The sequence below is a fragment of the Streptomyces melanosporofaciens genome (genome assembly GCF_900105695.1).
GTDB lineage: Bacteria > Actinomycetota > Actinomycetes > Streptomycetales > Streptomycetaceae > Streptomyces > Streptomyces antimycoticus.
This window is the reverse complement of record NZ_FNST01000002.1, coordinates 3,974,474-3,998,053: the sequence shown is the minus strand read 5'-3', so window position 1 is coordinate 3,998,053 and position 23,580 is coordinate 3,974,474. Positions and strand designations below refer to the sequence as shown.

The following is a 23,580-nucleotide window of genomic DNA, read 5'->3' as shown; positions in this document are numbered from 1 at the left end:
GCTCCACGACGAATGCCCCGATGCCTTGTGCTTCCAGCCTAAAGGGTGAGGAAAGCGGATGAACCCGCCTTACTCGCCCTTGGCCTTCGCGATGATCTCCTCGGCGACGTTCCGCGGAACCTCGGCGTAGGAGTCGAACTGCATGGAGTAGCTGGCGCGGCCGGACGTCTTGCTGCGCAGGTCGCCCACGTAGCCGAACATCTCCGACAGCGGAACCAGGCCGGTGACCAGCTTGGCGCCGCTCCGGTCCTCCATGGACTGGATCTGCCCGCGACGGGAGTTGATGTCGCCGATCACGTCACCCATGTAGTCCTCGGGCGTGGTGACCTCGACCTTCATCATCGGCTCGAGCAGGGCCGGGCTGGCCTTGCGGGCAGCCTCCTTGAAGGCCATCGAACCGGCGATCTTGAACGCCATCTCGGACGAGTCGACCTCGTGGTAGCCACCGTCGAGCAGGGTGACCTTCACACCGGTCAGCGGGTAGCCCGCGAGCACGCCGAACTCCATGGCCTCCTGGCAGCCCGCGTCCACGGACGGGATGTACTCCCGCGGGATACGGCCACCGGTGACCTTGTTCTCGAACTCGTAGCCGTCGCCCTCGAGCGGCTCCAGCGCGATCTGCACCTTCGCGAACTGGCCGGAACCACCAGTCTGCTTCTTGTGCGTGTAGTCGTACCGCTCGACCGCCTTGCGCAGCGTCTCGCGGTAGGCCACCTGCGGCTTACCGACGTTGGCCTCGACCTTGAACTCGCGGCGCATACGGTCGACCAGCACGTCCAGGTGCAGCTCGCCCATGCCGGAGATGATCGTCTGGCCGGTCTCCTCGTCGGTCTTGACGCGGAAGGACGGGTCCTCCTCGGCAAGCCGCTGGATCGCGACGGCGAGCTTCTCCTGGTCGCCCTTGGACTTCGGCTCGATGGCCACCTCGATGACCGGGGCCGGGAAGTCCATGGACTCCAGGATCACCGGGTTCGACGAGTCGGAGAGGGTCTCACCGGTGGTGGTCTGCTTCAGACCCATGACGGCGACGATGTCGCCGGCACCCACCGAGTCGATCTCCTCACGCTTGTTCGCGTGCATCCGGTAGATCTTGCCGATGCGCTCCTTCTTGCCCTTCACGGAGTTCAGCACCTGGGTGCCGGCGTCCATGCGGCCGGAGTACACACGGATGAAGGTGAGCTTGCCGAGGTGCGGGTCGCTCGCGATCTTGAACGCCAGAGCCGAGAGAGGCTCCTCCTCGGACGGACGACGCTTGATGACCTCGTCCGGGTCCTTGACCGAGTGCCCCTCGATCGCCTCGATGTCGATCGGCGACGGGAGGTACCGGACCACGGCGTCGAGCAGGGGCTGAACACCCTTGTTCTTGAACGCGGTGCCACAGAACACGGGGGTGACGGTGGTGCCGCCGCCCTTGCCGGAGGCGATGGTGATGCGGCGGATCGCCGCGTACAGCTGCTCCACGGTGGGCTCCTCGCCCTCCAGGTACAGCTCCATCATCTCTTCGTCGTTCTCGGCGACGCCCTCGAGCAGCTTGCCGCGCCACTCGTCGGCGGCCTCGGTGTGGGTGTCCGGGATGTCGACGGTGTCGTACATCTCGCCCTTGGTCGCCTCGGCGGACCAGACCAGCGCCTTCATGGTGACGAGGTCGACGACACCCTTGAAGTCGGCCTCGGTGCCGATCGGCAGCTGCATGACCAGCGGCACTGCACCCAGGCGGTCCGTGATCATGTCGACGCAGCGGTGGAACTCGGCACCGGTGCGGTCGAGCTTGTTGACGAAGCAGATACGCGGAACGCCGTAGCGGTCCGCCTGACGCCACACCGTCTCGGACTGCGGCTCCACACCGGCGACGCCATCGAACACGGTCACGGCACCGTCGAGCACGCGCAGCGAACGCTCCACCTCGACGGTGAAGTCGACGTGGCCCGGGGTGTCGATGATGTTGATGGTGTGATCGACGTTCTCAAGCGGCCAGTGACAGGTCGTCGCGGCCGACGTGATCGTGATGCCGCGCTCCTGCTCCTGCTCCATCCAGTCCATGGTGGCGGCGCCATCGTGGACTTCACCGATCTTGTAGCTCACGCCGGTGTAGAACAGAATCCGCTCGGTGGTGGTCGTCTTGCCCGCGTCGATGTGGGCCATGATCCCGATGTTGCGGACCTTGGCCAGGTCAAGTGAAGTGGTGGCCATCTGGCTCAGTCTTCTCTCGGTTCTCGATGGGGTAGCGACTACCAGCGGTAGTGCGCGAAGGCCTTGTTGGACTCGGCCATCTTGTGGGTGTCCTCACGCCGCTTGACGGAGGCGCCCAGACCGTTGCTGGCGTCCAGCAGCTCGTTCATGAGCCGCTCGGTCATGGTCTTCTCACGACGGGCGCGGGAGTAGCCCACGAGCCAGCGCAGGGCGAGGGTGGAGGAGCGGCCGGGACGGACCTCGACCGGCACCTGGTAGGTGGCGCCACCGACACGGCGGGAGCGGACCTCGAGGGTCGGCTTCACGTTCTCCAGCGCGCGCTTGAGCGTGATGACCGGGTCGTTGCCGGACTTCTCGCGCAGGCCCTCCATGGCGCCGTACACGATGCGCTCGGCGGTGGAGCGCTTGCCGTTCAGCAGCACCTTGTTGATGAGGGACGTCACCAGAGGAGAGTTGTAAACCGGGTCGATGATGACCGGGCGCTTCGGGGCGGGACCCTTACGAGGCATTCTTACTTCTCCTTCTTGGCGCCGTAGCGGCTGCGAGCCTGCTTGCGGTTCTTGACGCCCTGCGTGTCGAGGGAGCCGCGGATGATCTTGTAACGAACACCCGGCAGGTCCTTCACACGACCGCCACGCACGAGCACGATGGAGTGCTCCTGCAGGTTGTGCCCCTCACCCGGGACGTAGGCGGTGACCTCGATCCCACTGCTCAGCCGGACACGCGCGACCTTACGGAGCGCCGAGTTCGGCTTCTTCGGCGTCGTGGTGAACACGCGAGTGCATGTCCCACGGCGCTGCGGCGACCCCGCGAGGGCGGGGGTCTTGTTCTTCTCGACCTTGTCCTGGCGGCCCTTGCGGACCAGCTGCTGGATCGTAGGCACCGTTTCTCCGGTTTCTGTGTGCCAGTCTCGGTAAAGCTAACCTGGAGTTCCTCCGACCCACGCGGTCGGGTGTGTCGCGCACCGCAGCCCTCTGCGAAAGTTCGGAGAGTGCGAATTGTTGGTGTCGACACCTCGGCCCCTCGCATGCTGAGGCACCTCCCCGCCGAAGGCTGGGGGCGCACACGCAAGGACCCGGGCACACCCCAGGCACAAGGTCTGAGCGTACCTACCTCATCGACTTCGGTCAAAACAAATGCAGAGGGCCCCGACACGCCGGAAATGGGGTACTCGACTTTCACCCCGGCCGAGCCGTCCGAAAACGCCGCGGGGCGGCCACCCCACCATGGGGGTGACCGCCCTGCGAACGGATCGGGTCTTACTGGTTGTACGGACCGTAGTCGTAGTCCTCCAGCGGAACCGCCTGGCCGGAGCCCGTGCCGAAGGGCGAGTAGTCGATGTCGTCGTAACCGACGGCCGAGTACATCGCGGCCTTCGCCTCCTCGGTCGGCTCGACCCGGATGTTGCGGTAGCGGGACAGACCCGTACCGGCCGGGATGAGCTTACCGATGATCACGTTCTCCTTGAGGCCGATCAGGGAGTCCGACTTGGCGTTGATCGCCGCGTCGGTGAGCACCCGGGTCGTCTCCTGGAAGGACGCCGCCGACAGCCAGGACTCGGTCGCCAGCGAGGCCTTGGTGATACCCATCAGCTGCGGACGGCCGGAGGCCGGGTGGCCGCCTTCCTGGACCACACGACGGTTCTCCGACTCGAAGCGCGAGCGCTCCACGAGCTCGCCCGGCAGCAGCTCCGCGTCGCCGGACTCGATGATCGTCACCCGGCGCAGCATCTGCCGGATGATGATCTCGATGTGCTTGTCGTGGATCGACACACCCTGCGAGTTGTAGACCTTCTGGACCTCGCCCACCAGGTGCACCTGGACGGCGCGCTGGCCGAGGATGCGCAGCACGTCGTGCGGGTTGACGGCACCCACGGTCAGCGGCTGGCCGACGTCGACGCGGTCGCCCTCGCCCACCAGGAGACGGGCTCGCTTGGAGACGCCGAAGGCGGTCTCGTCGGAGCCGTCGTCCGGGGTGACGACGAGCTTCTTGGTCTTCTCGGTCTCCTCGATGCGGACGCGGCCGGCCGCCTCCGAAATCGGGGCGACACCCTTGGGCGTACGGGCCTCGAAGAGCTCGACGACACGCGGCAGACCCTGGGTGATGTCGTCACCGGCCACACCACCGGTGTGGAAGGTACGCATCGTCAGCTGGGTGCCGGGCTCACCGATGGACTGGGCGGCGATGATGCCGACCGCCTCGCCGATGTCCACCAGCTTGCCGGTCGCCAGCGAGCGGCCGTAGCACATGGCGCAGGTGCCGACGGCGGACTCGCAGGTGAGCACCGAACGGGTCTTGACCGTCTCCACGCCGTGGCGGACCAGCTCGTCGATGAGCACATCGCCCAGGTCGGTGCCGGCCGGGGCCAGAACCTTCCCCTCGACGACGATGTCCTCGGCGAGGCAGCGCGCGTACACGCTGGTCTCGACGTCCTCCGCCTTGCGCAGCACGCCGTCCGCACCCTTGGACGCGATCTCGAGCTTGAGGCCACGGTCGGTGCCGCAGTCCTCCTCGCGGATGATCACGTCCTGGGAGACGTCCACCAGACGTCGGGTCAGGTAACCCGAGTCGGCGGTACGCAGGGCGGTGTCGGCGAGACCCTTACGGGCACCGTGGGTGGAGATGAAGTACTCCAGCACGGAGAGACCCTCACGGAACGACGCCTTGATGGGCCGCGGGATGGTCTCGTTCTTCGCGTTGGACACCAGACCACGCATACCGGCGATCTGACGCATCTGCATCATGTTTCCGCGCGCGCCCGAGTCGACCATCATGAAGATCGGGTTGGTCTTCGGGAAGTTCGCGTTCATCGCCTCGGCGACCTCGTTGGTCGCCTTGGTCCAGATCGCGATCAGTTCCTGGGTGCGCTCGTCCTTGGTGATCAGACCACGCTCGTACTGCTTCTGGACCTTCTCGTCCTGCGCCTCGTACCCCTCGATGATGCCCTTCTTGGCCTCGGGCACGACCACGTCGGAGATGGCGACGGTGACACCGGAGCGGGTGGCCCAGTGGAAACCGGCCGCCTTCAGGTTGTCCAGCGTCGCCGCGACGATGACCTTGGGGTAACGCTCGGCGAGGTCGTTGACGATCTCGGAGAGCTGCTTCTTGCCCACCGAGTAGTCGACGAACGGGTAGTCCTCGGGCAGCAGCTCGTTGAAGAGCGCGCGGCCCAGCGTGGTGCGCAGCCGGAAGCTGTCACCGGGCTGCCAGGCCCCTCCCCCGACGCCGTCGTCCCCTGCCTCCGGAACCGGCGGGGTCCAGCCGCGGGGCGGGACGGTGCCGATCGGGAAGCGGATGTCGATCTTCGCCTGGAGCGAGAGCTCCCGGGCGTCGAACGCCATGGTCGCCTCGGCGGCCGAACCGAAGGCCCGGCCCTCGCCCTTGACCTCGCGCTCCTCCTCGTCGGTGGTGAGGAAGAACAGGCCCAGCACCATGTCCTGGGTCGGCATGGTCACCGGCCGGCCGTCGGCCGGCTTGAGGATGTTGTTCGAGGACAGCATCAGGATGCGGGCCTCGGCCTGCGCCTCCGCGGACAGCGGCAGGTGCACGGCCATCTGGTCACCGTCGAAGTCCGCGTTGAACGCGGTGCAGACGAGCGGGTGAATCTGAATGGCCTTGCCCTCGACCAGCTGCGGCTCGAAGGCCTGGATACCGAGACGGTGCAGGGTCGGCGCACGGTTCAGCAGCACCGGGTGCTCGGCGATGACCTCTTCGAGCACGTCGTACACGACCGTGCGGCCGCGCTCGACCATGCGCTTGGCCGACTTGATGTTCTGCGCGTGGTTCAGGTCCACCAGGCGCTTCATCACGAACGGCTTGAAGAGCTCCAGCGCCATGGCCTTGGGCAGACCGCACTGGTGCAGCTTGAGCTGCGGGCCGACGACGATGACCGAACGGGCCGAGTAGTCGACACGCTTACCGAGCAGGTTCTGACGGAACCGGCCCTGCTTACCCTTCAGCATGTCGCTGAGGGACTTCAGCGGACGGTTACCGGGACCGGTCACCGGGCGACCGCGGCGGCCGTTGTCGAACAGCGCGTCGACGGCCTCCTGCAGCATCCGCTTCTCGTTGTTCACGATGATCTCGGGGGCACCGAGGTCAAGGAGACGCTTGAGGCGGTTGTTCCGGTTGATCACACGGCGGTACAGGTCGTTCAGGTCGGAGGTCGCGAAGCGGCCACCGTCCAGCTGCACCATCGGACGCAGGTCCGGCGGGATCACCGGGATGCAGTCCAGCACCATGCCGTTGGGGCTGTTGCGGGTCTGCAGGAAGGCGGAGACGACCTTGAGGCGCTTGAGCGCACGGGTCTTCTTCTGGCCCTTGCCGGTCCGGATGATCTCGCGGAGCTTCTCGGCCTCCTCGTCGAGGTCGAAGGACTCCAGGCGCTTCTGCAGCGCCGCGGCGCCCATGCCGCCCATGAAGTACGTGCCGAAGCGGTCACGCAGCTCGCGGTAGAGCAGCTCGTCGCCCTCCAGGTCCTGGACCTTGAGGTTCTTGAAGCGGTTCCACACCTCGTCGAGACGGTCGATCTCGCGCTGGGCGCGGTCGCGCAGCTGCTTCATCTCACGCTCGGCGCCCTCGCGCACCTTACGGCGCACATCGGCCTTGGCGCCCTCGGCCTCGAGCTCGGCGAGGTCCGCCTCGAGCTTCTTGGCACGGGCCTCCAGGTCGGCGTCGCGGCGCTGCTCGATCTGCTGGCGCTCGACGGAGACATGGGCCTCCAGCGAGGGCAGATCGCGCGTGCGGCGCTCCTCGTCCACCCACGTGATCATGTAGGCGGCGAAGTAGATGACCTTCTCGAGGTCCTTCGGGGCGAGGTCGAGCAGGTAGCCCAGACGGCTGGGCACGCCCTTGAAGTACCAGATGTGGGTGACGGGAGCGGCCAGCTCAATGTGGCCCATCCGCTCACGGCGCACCTTGGCGCGGGTGACCTCGACGCCACAGCGCTCACAGATGATGCCCTTGAAGCGGACGCGCTTGTACTTGCCGCAGTAGCACTCCCAGTCCCGGGTCGGACCGAAGATCTTCTCGCAGAAGAGTCCGTCCTTTTCGGGCTTGAGGGTGCGGTAGTTGATGGTCTCCGGCTTCTTGACCTCACCGTGGGACCACTGACGGATGTCGTCAGCAGTGGCGAGGCCGATCCGCAGCTCGTCGAAGAAGTTGACGTCGAGCACTTGTCGTCAATCCCTCTTTCAGGGTCGTGTCTTCGGGTCTGACTGGGGGTCCGGGGAGAGGCCGGGGCTGAGCGTACGTACCGCCCCGGCCAGACCCGTCAGACCTCTTCGACGCTGCTCGGCTCGCGCCGGGACAGGTCGATACCGAGCTCCTCCGCAGCGCGGAAGACGTCCTCGTCGGTGTCGCGCATCTCGATGGACATGCCGTCGGACGACAGCACCTCCACGTTGAGGCACAGGGACTGCATCTCCTTGATGAGCACCTTGAAGGACTCGGGGATGCCGGGCTCGGGAATGTTCTCGCCCTTGACGATGGCCTCGTAGACCTTCACGCGGCCGGTCACGTCGTCGGACTTGATGGTCAGCAGCTCCTGGAGGGCGTACGCGGCGCCATAAGCCTCCAGCGCCCACACCTCCATTTCGCCGAAGCGCTGGCCACCGAACTGAGCCTTACCACCCAGCGGCTGCTGGGTGATCATCGAGTACGGACCGGTGGACCGGGCGTGCAGCTTGTCGTCCACCAGGTGGTGCAGCTTGAGGATGTACATGTAGCCGACCGAGATCGGCTCCGGGAACGGCTCGCCGGAGCGGCCGTCGAAGAGCCGGGCCTTGCCGGACGACTGGACCAGGCGGTCGCCGTCGCGGTTCGGGATCGTCGAGTCGAAGAGACCGGCGATCTCGTCCTCGCGGGCGCCGTCGAAGACCGGGGTCGCGACGTTGGTGCCGGGCTCGACCTCGTCGGCGCCGATGGCCTGGAGCCGCTGCATCCAGTCCTCGGAGCCCTCGACCTTCCAGCCGCGGGAGGCCAGCCAGCCGAGGTGGATCTCCAGGACCTGTCCCGGGTTCATTCGGGACGGGACACCCAGCGGGTTGAGGATGATGTCGACCGGGGTGCCGTCCTCCAGGAACGGCATGTCCTCGACCGGCAGGATCTTGGAGATGACGCCCTTGTTGCCGTGACGGCCGGCGAGCTTGTCACCATCGGTGATCTTGCGCTTCTGCGCCACGTAGACGCGGACCAGCTGGTTCACGCCCGGCGGCAGCTCGTCGCCCTCTTCGCGGTCGAAGACGCGGACGCCGATGACCTTGCCGATCTCACCGTGCGGCACCTTCAGCGAGGTGTCACGGACCTCACGGGCCTTCTCACCGAAGATGGCGCGCAGCAGCCGCTCCTCCGGGGTCAGCTCGGTCTCACCCTTCGGGGTGACCTTGCCGACCAGGATGTCGCCGGCGACGACCTCGGCACCGATCCGGATGATGCCGCGCTCGTCGAGGTCGGCGAGGACCTCCTCGGAGACGTTCGGGATGTCCCGGGTGATCTCCTCGGGGCCGAGCTTGGTGTCACGGGCGTCGACCTCGTGCTCCTCGATGTGGATCGAGGAGAGGACGTCGTCCTGCACCAGACGCTGGCTGAGGATGATCGCGTCCTCATAGTTGTGGCCCTCCCACGGCATGAACGCCACCAGGAGGTTCTTGCCGAGCGCCATCTCGCCGTCCTCGGTGGACGGGCCGTCGGCCAGCACCTGGCCGGCGATGACCCGCGCACCCTCGTCCACGACGACCTTCTGGTTGAAGGAGGTGCCCTGGTTGGAGCGGGAGAACTTGGCCACCCGGTAGGTGGTGTAGGTGCCGTCGTCGTTGGCCACCGTCACATAGTCGGCGGAGACCTCCTGGACGACACCGTCCTTCTCGGCCTTGATGACGTCGCCGGCGTCGACCGCACAGCGGTACTCCATACCGGTGCCGACCAGCGGGGACTCCGCCTTGATCAGCGGCACGGCCTGACGCATCATGTTCGAGCCCATGAGCGCGCGGTTGGCGTCGTCGTGCTCGAGGAAGGGGATCATCGCGGTCGCGACCGACACCATCTGGCGCGGCGAGACGTCCATGTAGTCGACGTCGTCGCCGGGGATGTAGTCGACCTCGCCGCCACGGCGGCGGACCAGGACGCGGTTCTCGGCGAAGCGCAGGTCGTCCGCGAGCGGGGCGTTGGCCTGCGCGATGACGAAGCGGTCCTCTTCATCGGCGGTCAGGTAGTCGACGTCGTCGGTGACGACACCGTCGACGACCTTGCGGTACGGGGTCTCGATGAAACCGAACGCGTTGACCCGGCCGTACGAGGCGAGCGAGCCGATCAGACCGATGTTCGGGCCTTCGGGCGTCTCGATCGGGCACATGCGGCCGTAGTGCGACGGGTGCACGTCACGGACCTCGAAGCCCGCCCGCTCACGCGAGAGACCACCGGGGCCGAGCGCGTTCAGACGGCGCTTGTGGGTCAGACCCGACAGCGGGTTCGTCTGGTCCATGAACTGCGACAGCTGGCTGGTGCCGAAGAACTCCTTGATGGAGGCGACGACCGGCCGGATGTTGATCAGGGTCTGCGGCGTGATCGCCTCGACGTCCTGAGTCGTCATGCGCTCGCGCACGACGCGCTCCATACGGGCCAGACCCGTGCGGACCTGGTTCTGGATCAGCTCGCCGACGTTACGGATACGGCGGTTGCCGAAGTGGTCGATGTCGTCGGTCTCGACGACCACGGACTGGCCGTTGTCCCCGACGGTCTCGGTCTCACCGGCGTGCAGCTTCACCAGGTACTTGATCGAGGCGATGACGTCCTCGACCGTCAGGACGCCCGCGTCCAGCGGAGCGGCCGAACCCAGCTTCTTGTTGACCTTGTAGCGGCCGACCTTCGCGAGGTCGTAGCGCTTGGGGTTGAAGTAGAGGTTCTCGAGCAGCGTCTGCGCGGCCTCACGCGTGGGGGGCTCGCCCGGACGCAGCTTGCGGTAGATGTCGAGCAGCGCGTCGTCCTGGCCCTGGGTGTGGTCCTTCTCCAGGGTGGCGCGCATCGACTCGTACTCGCCGAACTCCTCCAGGATCTGCTCGGTCGTCCAGCCGAGAGCCTTCAGGAGAACGGTGACGGACTGCTTGCGCTTGCGGTCGATGCGCACACCGACCATGTCGCGCTTGTCGATCTCCATCTCCAGCCAGGCACCCCGGGATGGGATGACCTTGACGGAGAAGATGTCCTTGTCGGACGTCTTGTCGATGGAGGAGTCGAAGTAGACACCCGGCGAGCGGACCAGCTGCGAGACGACGACACGCTCGGTGCCGTTGATGCAGAAGGTGCCCTTGTCGGTCATGAGCGGGAAGTCGCCCATGAAGACCGTCTGGGACTTGATCTCGCCGGTCTCGTTGTTGGTGAACTCGGCCGTGACGAAGAGCGGAGCGGCGTAGGTGAAGTCACGCTCCTTGCACTCGTCGATCGAGTTCTTCGGCGGCTCGAAACGGTGATCACGGAAAGTCAGGGACATCGACCCGGAGAAGTCCTCGATCGGGGAGATCTCCTCGAAGATCTCTTCCAGACCGGACTTGGTGGGGACGTCCTGACCGCTGTCCAGCGCAGCCTCGACGCGAGCCTTCCAGGCGGCATTGCCGAGCAGCCAATCGAAGCTCTCGGTCTGCAGCGCGAGGAGGTTCGGAACCTCGAGAGGCTCCCTGATCTTCGCAAAGGAGATGCGCAGCGGGGCGGTGCTGGCGCCATTGTTCGTATTGGCAGTCGAGGCGTTGCGCGAGGCGGCCAAGAGGGGGTCCTTCCGAGGGCTCGGACTCACTACGCGCGTACCGGTCCTACCGAGAGCCCATGGATGAAATCCCTGGTCAGGGTGTTTCCATCAGTAGTGCTCGAAGGTAGGTATGCCCCTGGTGACGGGCAGGGAGCAGCTAACAGGCAGCGCAAAGGGTCAGTGTAGCCACTTGGCACACTGATGTCCAGCGCCGAGTTTCTGAGACCGGCAGTGCCAATCTCTCCCTCCGGTGAGGGGCGCGCCCCTCGTTGTCTTCATCCGCCCTGTCGGCAGCCCGCGCGCTCGATGCGCATATCGATACTGCCCGCTTCGCCGACGATCCATGCCTCGGACTTTTGGATCGATGTGGCGTCGCGTCCTGAGAATTGCGCGCCGCGTGCCGTTCGTCAAGGCCCCCCACTCCGGCGAGATCGTCACAGGGCGTGGCGACAGGCAACGAAGATCACCCTACCTCCACAACCCCGTAAGACAATGTAGCCGTGACGGGAACGCCGAAGGGCGACCACCCGAACGGGTGATCGCCCTTGGCTGGAACCGGGCCGCGCCGCCGGACGTCCTACGGGCGTGTGGCGGCGGGCCGAGAGGTCACTTGACCTCGACGGAGGCGCCGGCGCCCTTGAGGGACTCGGCGGCCTTGTCGGCCTGCTCCTTGTTGACCTTCTCGAGGACCGGCTTCGGGGTGCCGTCGACGAGGTCCTTGGCCTCCTTCAGACCCAGGGAGGTCAGCTCACGCACGACCTTAATGACCTGGATCTTCTTGTCGCCGGCGCCGGTGAGGATGACGTCGAACTCGTCCTTCTCCTCCTCGGCCGGGGCAGCGGCACCCGGGGCGCCCGGGGCGGCGGCCACGACGGCGGCCGGGGCGGCGGCGGTGACGTCGAACTTCTCCTCGAAGGCCTTCACGAACTCGGAGAGCTCGATGAGGGTCATCTCCTCGAACTGCGCGAGCAGGTCGTCCTGGCTGAGCTTCGCCATGATGGCGGTCCTTCCACTAATTCGGCAGGTGGTGCCGGATGTACATGTCGGCGGGCTTCCCGGCCCGCTGCGACCGGAGCCTGATTACTCGGACTCGGCCTCGGCGGGAGCCGGGGATTCGGCACCGCCCTGCTCGGCCTGCTTCTGCCGGAGCGCCTCGGCGGTCCGGATGAACTTGGACAGCGGGGCCTGGAAGAGCGCGGCAGCCTGGGACTGCTTGGCCTTCATCGCACCCGCCAGCTTGGCGAGCAGCACCTCACGGGACTCGAGGTCCGCGAGCTTCTTGATCTCGTCGGCGGACAGCGCCTTGCCATCAAGGACACCGCCCTTGATGACGAGAGCGGGGTTCTCCTTGGCGAAGTCACGGAGACCCTTCGCCGCCTCGACCGGGTCACCGGTCACGAAGGCGACGGCCGACGAACCCGCGAACAGGTCGTCGAGCTGGTTGATCCCGGCCTCGTTGGCCGCGATCTTGGTCAGCGTGTTCTTCACCACACGGTACTGAACGTTCTCACCGAGCGAACGGCGCAGCTCCTTGAGCTGCGCAACGGTGAGACCGGTGTACGCGGTGACGACAGCCGCGTTGGAGTTGCGGAACTTCTCCCGCATCTCGTCAACGGCTGCGACCTTGTCAGGACTCGCCATGAGCCTCGGCCTCCTTCCGGGTGATGAGGACCGCTTCGGCCTGAAGGAAGGAGACTGGACAATGCGAAAACGCCCCGGCGCAGGCGCTCGGGGCGTAACTCGACCGGCAGGGCTCGCGGCCCGTTCGGGAGTTCAACCACATACACCTACGCAGGTCGCCCGCAGCTAGCGGATCCTTCAGCCACCGAACCCCTTACGGGGGCACAGCGACAACCAGCGGTCTTTGGCTTCTGTAGGAGATTACGCGAACGGGCCGCGGCCAGGCAAATCGGCTCTACTGCTGGAGCATGTCCTGGAAGTCCACGGTGTCCGAGGACGTCGGCTCCTCGACGGTGACGGCGGTGCCGTAGTCCGAGTAGTAGACGGTGGAGTCGTAGGACCCGTTGTTGCTCTGGGCCTGCTCACGCTTCTTGACCAGCAGGTTCTGGTCGTCGACCCACAGGTCGATGGTCTCGGTGTCCATGCCCGAGGTCTCCAGCTGCTTCTGCAGGGCGTCCAGATCCGACTGGCTGAGCTCCTTGGACTGCATCTTGGCGATCTCGGAGACCTTGACCGTGCCGGTGTAGTGCGTGGCCTTGACGCCCTTCACGTTCTCCGAGCCCACGCTCTTGACCTTGCCGGTGGCGAGCAGCAGCTCCACCGAGCGCGACGGGTTGTTGTTCTGCATCTGGTCCTTCAGGAAGGCGCCCGAGGGGCCCGCCTTCTGGGCCAGCACGTCGTAGTCGTACTTCACCCAGTGCTTACCGCTGCCGGCCTGCGCGGCGAACTCGTCGCCCATGTTCAGGAACATCGCGTCCGGGGTGTAGCGCGCGTCCATCGCCTTGCCCTCGATCGGGGAGGAGGCGATGGCACCGCCGCTCTGGGTGATGGACATGTTGGCCCGGATGCCGTTGGCCCAGTCCATGGAGCCGGACATCTGCGAGTTCTGCTCGCCCATCTTGGTGGTGCCCTCGACCTTGGCCGAGTTCTTCTGGTCCGTCCGCTGCGAGGCCAGCTTGAGCGCCGCCAGCGGGCTCATCGCGGACTGGCCGGACTTGTCGCCCGTCTTCTCACCGGCCTTGTCGTCGTCGGACTTCTCGCTCCCGCACGCGGTGAGGCCGACCATGAGAACGACGCTTCCAGCGGCTATAGCCCAACGCGCACCGACATGAGTACCGCGCACGGCTCCCCCTTATTTTTATGTCTCTTTTACGTCTGCAGAGTGACTTTAGCGGAGGGGGCCGACAACGGAAGACGCCGGGCCCCCGCACCTTCGACGCGGTGCGGGGGCCCGGCGGTTGCACACCGTGGTGCGCTGGGTCAAAGGCGGCCTCAGACGGCCTCTTCCTCGACCAGCAGGTTGCGGGTGCGGTTGGCGTCCAGCGGAATGCCGGGGCCCATCGTGGTGGTCAGGGTCGCCTTCTTGATGTAGCGGCCCTTCGCGGCGGACGGCTTGAGACGGTTGATCTCCTCGAGCGCCGCGGCGTAGTTCTCCACCAGCTTGGTCTCGTCGAACGAGAGCTTGCCGATGATGAAGTGCAGGTTGGAGTGCTTGTCGACGCGGAACTCGATCTTGCCGCCCTTGATGTCCGTGACGGCCTTGGCCACGTCCGGGGTGACGGTTCCGGTCTTCGGGTTCGGCATCAGACCACGCGGACCGAGCACCCGGCCGAGGCGGCCGACCTTGCCCATGAGGTCCGGGGTGGCGACGACGGCGTCGAAGTCCAGACGCCCCTTGGACACCTCGTCGATGAGCTCGTCGGAGCCGACGATGTCGGCGCCGGCGGCCTCCGCGGCCGCAGCACGGTCACCGGTCGCGAAGACCAGGACCCGGGCGGTCTTACCGGTGCCGTGCGGCAGGTTCACGGTGCCGCGGACCATCTGGTCGGCCTTGCGCGGGTCGACGCCCAGGCGCATGGCGACCTCGACGGTCGCGTCGAACTTGGTCGCGGAGGTGTCCTTCGCGAGACGGACGGCCTCGAGCGGGGCGTAGTTGCGCTCCCGGTCGATCTTGGCGTCCGCAGCGCGGAGAGTCTTGCTGCGCTTGCTCACTGTTGCTCCTGATGGTGTGGAGTTCGTGGTCCGGGCCAGCGCTTGGCCCTGCCACACGTGGCTGCGGGGGCTGTGGGCCCTCGCCGTGGAGGTGTCAGCCCTCGACCGTGATGCCCATGGAGCGGGCGGTGCCGGCGATGATCTTCTCGGCGGCGTCCAGGTCGTTGGCGTTCAGGTCGGGCATCTTGGTGGTGGCGATCTCACGCACCTGGTCGCGGCTGATCTTGGCGACCTTGGTCTTGTGAGGCTCACCGGAGCCCTTCTCCACGCCCGCGGCCTTGAGGATCAGCTTGGCGGCCGGCGGGGTCTTGGTCACGAAGGTGAAGGAGCGGTCCTCGTAGACCGTGATCTCCACCGGCACGACCATGCCGCGCTGCGACTCGGTCGCGGCGTTGTAGGCCTTGCAGAACTCCATGATGTTGACGCCGTGCTGGCCCAGTGCGGGGCCGACCGGCGGGGCCGGGTTCGCGGCGCCGGCCTGGATCTGGAGCTTGATCAGCCCCGTGACCTTCTTCTTCTTGGGAGGCATGCTCTCTCCGGGTCCTAGTGAGAGGTGGTTCGCCTCCGAACCGGATCATCCGGATGGAGGCATACCGCACAACGATAACGGGTATAGGTGTGCGCCTTAAAACCGAGCAGGTCAGACCGGCCGCGAAAGCCCGTCTGACCTGTTCGGAAGTTCCGTTGAGGAGACTCAGTTCTTCTGGATCTGGTCGAAGCTCAGCTCGACCGGGGTCTCCCGGCCGAAGATCTCCACCAGGCCCTTGACCTTCTTCGAGTCGGCGTTGATCTCGTTGATCGTCGCCTGCAGGGTCGCGAACGGGCCGTCGGTGACCGTGACCGAGTCGCCGACCTCGAAGTCCAGCACCTGGACCTCGACCTTGCGGCTCGGCGCCGGCATGCCGCTCTCCTCGGCGGCGGCCTTGGCGGCCTTCTCCTCGGCCTCGGGAGCGAGCATCTTGACGATCTCGTCCAAGGTCAGCGGGTACGGGTCGTAGGCGTTGCCCACGAAGCCGGTGACACCCGGCGTGTTGCGGACGACACCCCACGACTCGTTGGTCAGGTCCATGCGGACGAGCACATAGCCGGGCAGCTTGTTCTGCCGGACGTTCTTGCGCTCGCCGTTCTTGATCTGGACGATCTCTTCCTCGGGGACCTCGGCCTGATAGATGAAGTCCTCGACGTTCAGCGAGACGGCACGCTGCTCCAGGTTGGCCTTCACGCGCTTCTCGTAGCCCGCGTAGGTGTGGATCACGTACCACTCACCGGGCAGTCCGCGCAGCTCCTGGCGGAGCGCCTCGACCGGGTCGACGACCTCGGTCTCGGCCTCTGCCTCGGCCGCGTCTTCTGCCTCGTCCAGCCCGTCCGGCTCGGCCGCGGGGGCGTCCTCGCCCTCGACACGCAGCGCGTCCTCCTCGGCGGGCACGCCCGCCGCGGCGTCGGCTGCTTCAGCCTGGTCGGAGTCCGCCGCCTCAACGATGTCGAGCTCGTCCTCACGGGACTCGACGGGCTCGGCGGCGTCGTTCAGGTTCGGGTCAGACACTGTGGCTGCTTCTTCCTGGCTTCAAAGGGGTGGAACGTGCGAAAGAGGCGACGCCGGGACGGCGGCCGCCTTTCGCGTGGGTCTCAGCCAAAGACGTACTTGATGGCGTTATTGAACCCATAGTCAATCACGGTCACGATGCCGATCATGATGACGACGAAAACGATCACCACACTGGTGTACGTCGACAGCTGACTGCGGGTGGGCCAGACGACCTTCCGCAGCTCAGCGATGATCTGGCGGTAGAAGAGCGCGAGGCGGCCGAAGGGCCCCTTCTTCGCGCGCTTGCCACCACGGCGACCCCGCTTGGTCGCCACCTCGTCCTCGTCGGGACGACCGCTCTCAGGCGTCGCGGTGGAGCCAAGGGCTTCCGTCACTCGTCCTCACCTGAATCCGGGTCGTGGCCGTGCCGCGTCCGGCCCGGCCGCACAGCGGTGCTTGTCCTTGCGTACGCATGCACGCACCCTGATCAAAGTGCGTGTAGCAGGGCCGGAGGGACTTGAACCCCCAACCGCTGGTTTTGGAGACCAGTGCTCTACCAATTGAGCTACGACCCTTCGCGGCACCACCAACCTACCGCATACATCCGGCTGCACGGAGTGTGCGGTCGGATGCGGCTGTTGATCGGCCAACGACGGTTGAGTGTACGTGCTTGACGGCCGGGCGTCGAACGAGAAGCGCGCGAAGTCTCCGCAAACCCATGTGCCACCCATTTCGCCCGTCTGCGACGATGCATCTATGACCGCTGCTACTCCCCCGTACAGTCCCCGACCGACCGGCGGGTATCGGCCCGGATCGGCTCGATCTCCGAGTCCGCGACCCTCGCCGTCGACGCCAAGGCCAAGGCCCTCAAGGCCGCCGGCCGTCCGGTGATCGGCTTCGGCGCCGGTGAGCCCGACTTCCCCACGCCCGACTACGTCGTCGACGCCGCGGCGGCGGCCTGCCGCGACCCGAAGTACCACCGCTACACGCCGGCCGGCGGGCTCCCCGAGCTCAAGGCCGCGATCGCCGCGAAGACGCTGCGCGACAGCGGGTACGAGGTCGAGGCGGCCCAGGTCCTGGTGACCAACGGCGGCAAGCAGGCGATCTACGAGGCGTTCGCCGCGATCCTGGACCCGGGCGACGAGGTCATCGTCCCCGCGCCCTACTGGACCACCTACCCGGAGTCGATCCGGCTGGCCGGCGGTGTCCCGGTGGATGTCGTCGCCGACGAGACGACCGGCTACCGCGTCTCCGTCGAGCAGCTGGAGGCGGCCCGCACCGAGCACACCAAGGTGCTGCTCTTCGTCTCCCCCTCGAACCCCACCGGTGCGGTTTACAGCCGTGAGCAGATCGAGGAGATCGGCCGCTGGGCCGCCGAGCACGGGCTGTGGGTGCTGACCGACGAGATCTACGAGCACCTGGTCTACGGCGACGCGGAGTTCCACTCGCTGCCGGTCGTGGTGCCCGAGCTGCGCGACAAGTGCATCGTGGTCAACGGTGTCGCGAAGACGTACGCGATGACCGGCTGGCGGGTGGGTTGGGTCATCGGCCCCAAGGACGTCATCAAGGCCGCGACCAACCTGCAGTCGCACGCCACCTCGAATGTGAGCAATGTCGCTCAGGTCGCCGCGCTGACCGCCGTCTCGGGCGACCTGGCCGCCGTGGCCACGATGCGCGAGGCGTTCGACCGCCGCCGCCGCACCATCGTGCGGATGCTGAACGAGATCGACGGCGTCGAGTGCCCGGAGCCGGAGGGCGCCTTCTACGCCTACCCCTCGGTCAAGGGGCTGCTCGGCAGGGAGATCCGCGGCAAGCGGCCGCGGACCAGCGTCGAGCTGGCGGAGCTGATCCTGGAGGAGGCCGAGGTCGCGGTGGTGCCGGGTGAGGCCTTCGGCACCCCGGGCTATCTGCGGCTGTCGTACGCGCTGGGCGACGAGGACCTCGTCGAGGGCGTCTCCCGGCTGCAGAAGCTGCTGGGCGAGGCGAGCGCGTAAGGCGCACGGGTCGCACGCACGTAGGGAACGGGCCGGAATCCGCGGGAGCGGATCCGGCCCTTCCTCATGTGCGCACCTCCCCGTTCGGGGAAAGCGGTACCGGCGGGTCCGGTCGTCGGGCAGTATCTGCAGATGGCACGCGATGTACACCTGCTCCCCAAAGCGCATCTGCATCTTCACTTCACCGGCTCCATGCGCCCCGCGACCCTCCTGGAACTCGCCGACAAGTACGGCGTCCACCTGCCCGAGGCACTGAGCGGCGGTGAGCCGCCGAAGTTGCGGGCCACCGATGAGCGCGGCTGGTTCCGCTTCCAGCGGCTGTACGACATCGCACGATCCTGCCTGCGGGACGCCGACGACATCCGGCGGCTGGTGCGCGAGGCGGCCCAGGAGGACGTGCGGGACGGGGCCCAGTGGCTGGAGATCCAGGTCGACCCCACCTCGTACGCCCCGCGCCTGGGCGGGCTGATCCCGGCGATGGAGGTCATCCTGGACGCGGTCGAGAGCGCCTCCGCGGACACCGGTCTCGGGATCAGGGTGCTGGTCGCCGCCAACCGCATGAAGCATCCGCTGGAGGCGCGCACCCTGGCCCGGCTCGCGGTGCGCTACGCGGACCGCGGCGTGGTCGGCTTCGGCCTCTCCAACGACGAGCGGCGCGGATTCGCCCGCGACTTCGACCGGGCCTTCGCCATCGCCCGGGAGGGCGGGCTGCTCGCGGCGCCGCACGGCGGCGAGCTGTCGGGCGCAAGCAGCGTGCGGGACTGCCTGGACGACCTCGGCGCGGCCCGGGTCGGCCACGGGGTGCGCGCGGCGGAGGATCCACGGCTGCTCGCCAAGCTCGCCGAGCGCCAGGTGACCTGCGAGGTGTGTCCGTCGTCGAACGTGGCGCTCGGCGTCTACGAGAAGCCGGAGGACGTCCCGCTGCGGACGCTGTACGACGCGGGGGTGCCGATGGCGCTGGGGGCGGACGACCCGCTGCTCTTCGGCTCACGGCTGGCGGCGCAGTACGAGCTGGTGCGCGAGCACCACGGCTTCACGGACGCCGAGCTGGCCGAGCTGGCACGTCAGTCGGTGCGCGGGTCGGCCGCGCCGGAGGAGGTCCGGCAGCGGATGCTGACGGGGATCGACGACTGGCTGGCGGGCCCAGACTACTCACGTGAGTAGTCGGGCTCAGAGAGTCACGCCCACCGTCACCGGCTCGTTGACCAGCCGGATCCCGAACGCCCCCTCGACCCCCGCTACCACCTCGCGGGCCAGCGCCAGCAGATCCTCGGTCGTGGCCTCGCCCCGGTTGGTGAGGGCGAGCGTGTGCTTGGTGGAGATCCGGGCCGGGCCGGTGCCGTAGCCCTTGGTGAAGCCCGCCTTGTCGATCAGCCAGGCCGCGGAGGTCTTGATCAGGCCGTCGCCCGCCGGGAAGGCGGGCGCCGCGGTGGCCGGGCCCAGGCGGTCGGCGACGCGGGCCAGGAAGGCGGCGTAGGCGTCCTGGTCAAGCACCGGGTTGGTGAAGAACGACCCCGCGGACCAGGTGTCGTGGTCCTCGGGGTCGAGCACCATGCCTTTGCCCGCGCGCAGTCCCAGGACGGTTTCGCGGACGACGGCGGCCGGCACCCGGTCCCCCACCTCGACGCCGAGCACCCGCGCGGTCTCGGCGTACCGGACGGGCGCGGAGAGGCCGCCCGCGTCCTCCAGCTCGAAGCGGACCCGGAGCACCACATGGCGGTCGGGGTCGGCCTTGAAGCGGCTGTGGCGGTAGGAGAAGGCGCAGTCGGCGTTGGGGATCGTGACGACCTCGTCGGCGCGGCGGTCGTAGGCGATCACCTCGGTGATCGTGGCGGAGACCTCCTGGCCGTAGGCGCCGACGTTCTGTATCGGCGTGGCTCCCGCGGAGCCGGGGATTCCGGCGAGGCATTCGATGCCCGCGAGCCCCGCCCGGACCGTACGGGCCACGGCGTCCGACCAGTTCTCGCCCGCGGCGAGCTCCAGGCGGGTGCCGTCGAGCGTGAAGCCGCTGGTCGCGATCTGCAGGGCGGTGCCGTCGAAGCCCTTGTCGGCGATGACCAGATTGCTGCCGCCGCCGATCACCAGCAGCGGGGTCCCGGCCGCATCGGCCGCCCGGACCGCGGCGATGACCTCGTCGTCGGTCGTGGCCGTGATCAGCCGGTTGGCCGGTCCGCCGAGGCGGAAGGTGGTGAGGGGCGCGAGAGGGGCGTCGTGGAGTTCCTGCACGCGCTCAAGAGTACGGGGGCGCCCCCTGGGGCCCTGGGGTGGCCGCCCCCGGTGTGGGGAGTCCGGGGGCCGACGGGCGGGTGGCCCGTAAAGCGCTCAGACGGGCTTCACACGCGGTGGCGTGCTCTCATCCGCCTGGGGGCCGCTCGGGCGCGGTCGAGGGCTCAGGCGAGCCGTACCACGGCGCGGGCCCGGCCCAGCACCTTCTGGCCGGCGCTGGTCGCCATGATGTCGAGGCGCACCGTACGGGCCTCGTCGTCCAGTTTGGCGGTGACCTTGGCGCCGATCTCGATGAGCGCGCCCTTGTCGTCGTTGGGGACCACGACCGGCCTGGTGAAGCGGACGCCGTACTCGACGAGGGCGCCGGGGTCGCCGGCCCACTCGGTCACCACCCGGGCCGCCTGGGCCATGGTGTAGGCGCCGTGCGCGATGACGTCGGGGAGGCCGACCTCCTTGGCGAACTTCTCGTTCCAGTGGATCGGATTGAAGTCGCCCGACGCGCCCGCGTACCGCACGAGGTCGGCGCGGTTCACCCGGAACTCGCGCATCGGCACCTCGGTGCCGACCTCCACGGTGTCGTACGAGATCTTGGCCGTCGTCATCTGCTCTCCTCCACCTTCGCGTCGGCGGCGCGGGCCACCAGCGTCGTGAACGACGTCGCTACATGATCACCCGCCTTGTCGTGGACCTCGCCGCGGACGGACAGGATGTCGTTGCCGGCCAGCGACTTGATCGAGTCGATGATCGAGGTGACCGAGAGGTGGTCCCCCGCGCGAACCGGGCGGGTGTACTCGAACTGCTGGTCGCCGTGGACCACCCGGCTGTAGTCCAGCCCCAGTTGCGGGTCCTCGACAACCTGCTTCCCGGCCGCCTTGAAGGTGATCGTGAAAATGAACGTCGGCGGGGCGATCACGTCGGGGTAGCCGAGGGCCCTGGCCGCCTCGGGGTCGGTGTAGACCGGATTGGTGTCACCCAGGGACTCGGCGAATTCCCGGATCTTCTCCCGGCCGACCTCGTACGCCGCGGTGGGCGGGTAGGTCCGCCCCACGAAGGACTGGTCGAGCGCCATCGGCGCACACCTCCTGCGATTGAATTACCAACGAAACGAGGCCGCCCCCCGCGAGTGGGGGCGGCCTCGAATGAGAGCTTATTGCTATCGCGTCTCACGGTGCGCGGTGTGCGCGTTGCAACGCGGGCAGTGCTTCTTGATCTCAAGACGATCCGGGTCGTTGCGCCGGTTCTTCTTGGTGATGTAGTTCCGCTCCTTGCACTCCACGCAGGCCAGCGTGATCTTCGGGCGGACGTCGGTGGCAGCCACGTGAGTGCTCCTTGACGAACGGATAAAGGATTAACGCAGAAAGAGTAGCCGATCGAAGGACCGACCCCACAATCGGCTACTGTCAGTAGCGGTGACCGGACTTGAACCGGTGACACAGCGATTATGAGCCGCTTGCTCTACCGACTGAGCTACACCGCTGTGATGCGAGTGACTCCCCGCTCGACTCAGCGTAGCCGAACGGGAAACCTCACACATCAGAGCCCCAATACGGAATCGAACCGTAGACCTTCTCCTTACCATGGAGACGCTCTGCCGACTGAGCTATTGGGGCGAGCGATGAAGACATTACACGGTCGGCCGCCGAAGGTGAAATCCGTATCGACCCCCCGTCACCCTGGGCTCAGGCACCACACCGGTACGACTATTCGGCTCCTCCGCGAAGCCGCCCCCACCGCGTCCTAGGCTTCGGTTCGCACCCGCGTGATCTTGGCTGCGCACGCATCCGACGCGTGCCCGGCGCGTTGCTCGTCGCCTTACCCCTCGCGTGCCCGGCGCGTACCCGTGGCGCCCTGGCGTCACCGCCACCGCACCTCGTCACGCAACCGTCGCGCGCCCCTGTGCGCCCCGCGTACGCCCTGCGAATCCCAGGAGTGCGATGCCCGAGAGCCAGCAGCAGCCGCAGCAGCCTCAGCGGCCGCCCAGCAACGGCGGCGCGGCCCCCGAGCCCACCGCTCTGGTGCTCGGCGGCGTCCGGCTCGCCGACGGGCGCACCGTGGACGTCCGGCTCAGCGGCGGGCGGATCGAGGCCGTGGGCACGGCGGGCAGCCTCGTCCCCGGCACCCGGCTGGACCTCGGCGGCTATCTGCTGCTGCCCGCCCCCGCCGAACCCCACGCCCACTGCGACACCGCCCTTACGGCCGACATGGCGGGCCCGGTCCCGTACGCCCCCGGGACATCCAGCGCCGTACCGTCGAGGCCGCGCTGCTCCAGCTCGGCCACGGGGCGACCGCGCTGCGCACCCATGTCCGCATCGGCGGGGTGCACGGGCTGCGCTCCCTGGAGGCGGTCCTGGAGGCCGGCCGGACCCTGCGCGGGCTCACGGAGCTGAGCGCGGTGGCGGTGCCCCGGGTGCTGACCGGCGCCGCCGGGGCGGACGGTCTGGCGATGCTGCGGGACGCGGTGGGGATGGGCGCGTCGGTCATCGGCGGCTGCCCCGACCTCGACCCGGACCCGACCGGCCACGCCGAGGCCGTCCTCGACCTCGCCGCCCGCCATGGCTGCGCCGTCGATCTGCACACGGACGGTGACGACCCGGCCCGCCTCGCCCGGCTCGCGGCGATGGCCGGGGGCCTGCGGCCGGGGGTCACCATCGGCCCCTGCGGCGGGCTGTCCCGGCTGCCCCTGGAGAGCGCGGGGAGGATCGCCGAGCGGCTGGCGGCGGCCGGGGTGACCGTCGTCTGCCTCCCCCAGGGCGACTGCGCCGGGCTGGAGCACCACGGCAGGCGCGGAGCGCTCACCTGCGCCTGCGCGCCGGTGCGGCTGCTGCGCGCCGCGGGCGTCCGGGTGGCCGCGGGCAGCGGGGCGCTGCGGGACGCGGTCAATCCGGTGGGCCGGGGCGATCCCCTGGAGGCCGCCTTTCTGCTGGCGTCCCGGGGCGAGCTGCGGCCGGAGGAGGCGTACGAGGCGGTGTGCGGGCGGGCGCGGGCCGCGATGGGGCTCGCCGAGGTGCGGGTGGAGGCCGGTTTCCCGGCGGAGCTGCTCGCGGTACGCGGGGACGGGCTCGCGGGGGTGCTCTCGCTCGCGTACAGCAGGGTCGTGGTGCACCGGGGCCGGGTGGTGGCCCGTACCAGCGCGGTGCGGGAGTACTGCGACTCGGCGGCCGCGGTGGCGCTGGATCTGCCCCGGCAGGCGCGGTCGCAGAGCGGCGGCGAGCAACAGTAGGCCGCACGGCGTACGG

At 67.9% G+C, this 23,580-nt stretch carries 18 protein-coding genes, 3 tRNA genes and 1 pseudogene; 3 read left to right on the top strand and 19 right to left on the bottom strand.

What is annotated here, in order from left to right; translation table 11 throughout:
* Nucleotides 1-69: 69 nt before the first annotated feature.
* The 13 genes from fusA to BLV72_RS19810 all read right to left on the bottom strand — a co-directional run bounded on the left by fusA (nucleotide 70) and on the right by BLV72_RS19810 (nucleotide 16,699).
* Complete coding sequence (gene fusA / locus BLV72_RS19875; protein WP_059148978.1) at nucleotides 70-2,190, bottom strand: elongation factor G; 2,121 nt, start codon at nucleotides 2,188-2,190, stop codon at nucleotides 70-72.
* Nucleotides 2,191-2,228: 38 nt separating this feature from the next.
* On the bottom strand, nucleotides 2,229-2,699 hold the full coding sequence (gene rpsG, locus BLV72_RS19870; RefSeq protein ID WP_014178748.1) for a 30S ribosomal protein S7: 471 nt from the start codon (nucleotides 2,697-2,699) through the stop codon (nucleotides 2,229-2,231).
* A 2-nt stretch (nucleotides 2,700-2,701) separates the two neighbouring features.
* On the bottom strand, nucleotides 2,702-3,073 hold the full coding sequence (gene rpsL, locus BLV72_RS19865) for a 30S ribosomal protein S12 (protein WP_014054153.1): 372 nt from the start codon (nucleotides 3,071-3,073) through the stop codon (nucleotides 2,702-2,704).
* Between the two features lie 376 nt (nucleotides 3,074-3,449).
* A complete protein-coding gene (locus tag BLV72_RS19860; RefSeq protein WP_093463845.1) occupies nucleotides 3,450-7,364 on the bottom strand; it encodes a DNA-directed RNA polymerase subunit beta' in 3,915 nt (1,304 codons plus the stop codon).
* 98 nt (nucleotides 7,365-7,462) lie between these two features.
* Nucleotides 7,463-10,945, bottom strand: a complete 3,483-nt coding sequence (gene rpoB / locus BLV72_RS19855) for a DNA-directed RNA polymerase subunit beta (protein ID WP_059148981.1) — start codon at nucleotides 10,943-10,945, stop codon at nucleotides 7,463-7,465.
* A gap of 588 nt (nucleotides 10,946-11,533) precedes the next feature.
* Nucleotides 11,534-11,923, bottom strand: a complete 390-nt coding sequence (gene rplL, locus BLV72_RS19845; protein ID WP_037952872.1) for a 50S ribosomal protein L7/L12 — start codon at nucleotides 11,921-11,923, stop codon at nucleotides 11,534-11,536.
* Nucleotides 11,924-12,007: 84 nt separating this feature from the next.
* A complete protein-coding gene (gene rplJ, locus BLV72_RS19840; protein ID WP_093463844.1) occupies nucleotides 12,008-12,568 on the bottom strand; it encodes a 50S ribosomal protein L10 in 561 nt (186 codons plus the stop codon).
* A 274-nt stretch (nucleotides 12,569-12,842) separates the two neighbouring features.
* Nucleotides 12,843-13,730 (bottom strand): SCO4651 family lipoprotein, encoded by an 888-nt coding sequence (locus BLV72_RS19835; protein WP_463314597.1) that lies wholly within the window; start codon nucleotides 13,728-13,730, stop codon nucleotides 12,843-12,845.
* Between the two features lie 149 nt (nucleotides 13,731-13,879).
* On the bottom strand, nucleotides 13,880-14,599 hold the full coding sequence (gene rplA, locus BLV72_RS19830) for a 50S ribosomal protein L1 (RefSeq protein ID WP_059148984.1): 720 nt from the start codon (nucleotides 14,597-14,599) through the stop codon (nucleotides 13,880-13,882).
* Between the two features lie 94 nt (nucleotides 14,600-14,693).
* A complete protein-coding gene (gene rplK / locus BLV72_RS19825) occupies nucleotides 14,694-15,128 on the bottom strand; it encodes a 50S ribosomal protein L11 (protein WP_044571693.1) in 435 nt (144 codons plus the stop codon).
* A 165-nt stretch (nucleotides 15,129-15,293) separates the two neighbouring features.
* Complete coding sequence (gene nusG, locus BLV72_RS19820) at nucleotides 15,294-16,142, bottom strand: transcription termination/antitermination protein NusG (RefSeq protein ID WP_093463842.1); 849 nt, start codon at nucleotides 16,140-16,142, stop codon at nucleotides 15,294-15,296.
* 83 nt (nucleotides 16,143-16,225) lie between these two features.
* Nucleotides 16,226-16,519, bottom strand: a complete 294-nt coding sequence (gene secE, locus BLV72_RS19815) for a preprotein translocase subunit SecE (protein WP_093463841.1) — start codon at nucleotides 16,517-16,519, stop codon at nucleotides 16,226-16,228.
* Between the two features lie 107 nt (nucleotides 16,520-16,626).
* Nucleotides 16,627-16,699 (bottom strand) — tRNA-Trp (locus BLV72_RS19810).
* Between the two features lie 177 nt (nucleotides 16,700-16,876).
* On the opposite strand from BLV72_RS19810, the gene BLV72_RS19805 reads away from it, so the two are divergent.
* Both BLV72_RS19805 and BLV72_RS19800 read left to right on the top strand, forming a co-directional pair.
* Nucleotides 16,877-18,118 carry an aminotransferase class I/II-fold pyridoxal phosphate-dependent enzyme gene (locus BLV72_RS19805; protein WP_093463839.1) on the top strand — a complete coding sequence of 414 codons (1,242 nt, stop codon included), beginning with the start codon at nucleotides 16,877-16,879 and terminating at the stop codon, nucleotides 18,116-18,118.
* A 132-nt stretch (nucleotides 18,119-18,250) separates the two neighbouring features.
* Complete coding sequence (locus BLV72_RS19800) at nucleotides 18,251-19,282, top strand: adenosine deaminase (protein WP_093463838.1); 1,032 nt, start codon at nucleotides 18,251-18,253, stop codon at nucleotides 19,280-19,282.
* Between the two features lie 6 nt (nucleotides 19,283-19,288).
* Here BLV72_RS19800 and BLV72_RS19795 read toward each other — a convergent pair whose 3' ends face one another.
* The 6 genes from BLV72_RS19795 to BLV72_RS19770 form a co-directional block, all read right to left on the bottom strand.
* The gene (locus BLV72_RS19795; protein ID WP_093463836.1) at nucleotides 19,289-20,344 is read right to left on the bottom strand and encodes a UDP-N-acetylmuramate dehydrogenase; all 1,056 of its coding nucleotides are present in this window, start codon (nucleotides 20,342-20,344) and stop codon (nucleotides 19,289-19,291) included.
* 164 nt (nucleotides 20,345-20,508) lie between these two features.
* Nucleotides 20,509-20,946: a MaoC family dehydratase gene (locus tag BLV72_RS19790; protein WP_093463835.1), complete on the bottom strand. Its 438-nt coding sequence runs from the start codon at nucleotides 20,944-20,946 to the stop codon at nucleotides 20,509-20,511.
* Nucleotides 20,943-21,413 carry a MaoC family dehydratase N-terminal domain-containing protein gene (locus BLV72_RS19785; RefSeq protein ID WP_093463833.1) on the bottom strand — a complete coding sequence of 157 codons (471 nt, stop codon included), beginning with the start codon at nucleotides 21,411-21,413 and terminating at the stop codon, nucleotides 20,943-20,945. Before BLV72_RS19785 ends, BLV72_RS19790 begins: the two co-directional genes overlap by 4 nt.
* Before the next feature lie 84 nt (nucleotides 21,414-21,497).
* On the bottom strand, nucleotides 21,498-21,662 hold the full coding sequence (rpmG, locus tag BLV72_RS19780) for a 50S ribosomal protein L33 (protein WP_009715907.1): 165 nt from the start codon (nucleotides 21,660-21,662) through the stop codon (nucleotides 21,498-21,500).
* Nucleotides 21,663-21,748: 86 nt separating this feature from the next.
* Nucleotides 21,749-21,821, bottom strand: a tRNA-Met gene (locus BLV72_RS19775).
* Nucleotides 21,822-21,881: 60 nt separating this feature from the next.
* A tRNA-Thr gene (locus BLV72_RS19770) sits at nucleotides 21,882-21,954 on the bottom strand.
* A 324-nt stretch (nucleotides 21,955-22,278) separates the two neighbouring features.
* Between BLV72_RS19770 and BLV72_RS19765 the strand changes: the two are divergent.
* Nucleotides 22,279-23,564, top strand: a pseudogene (locus BLV72_RS19765) (amidohydrolase family protein).
* Nucleotides 23,565-23,580 lie beyond the last annotated feature (16 nt).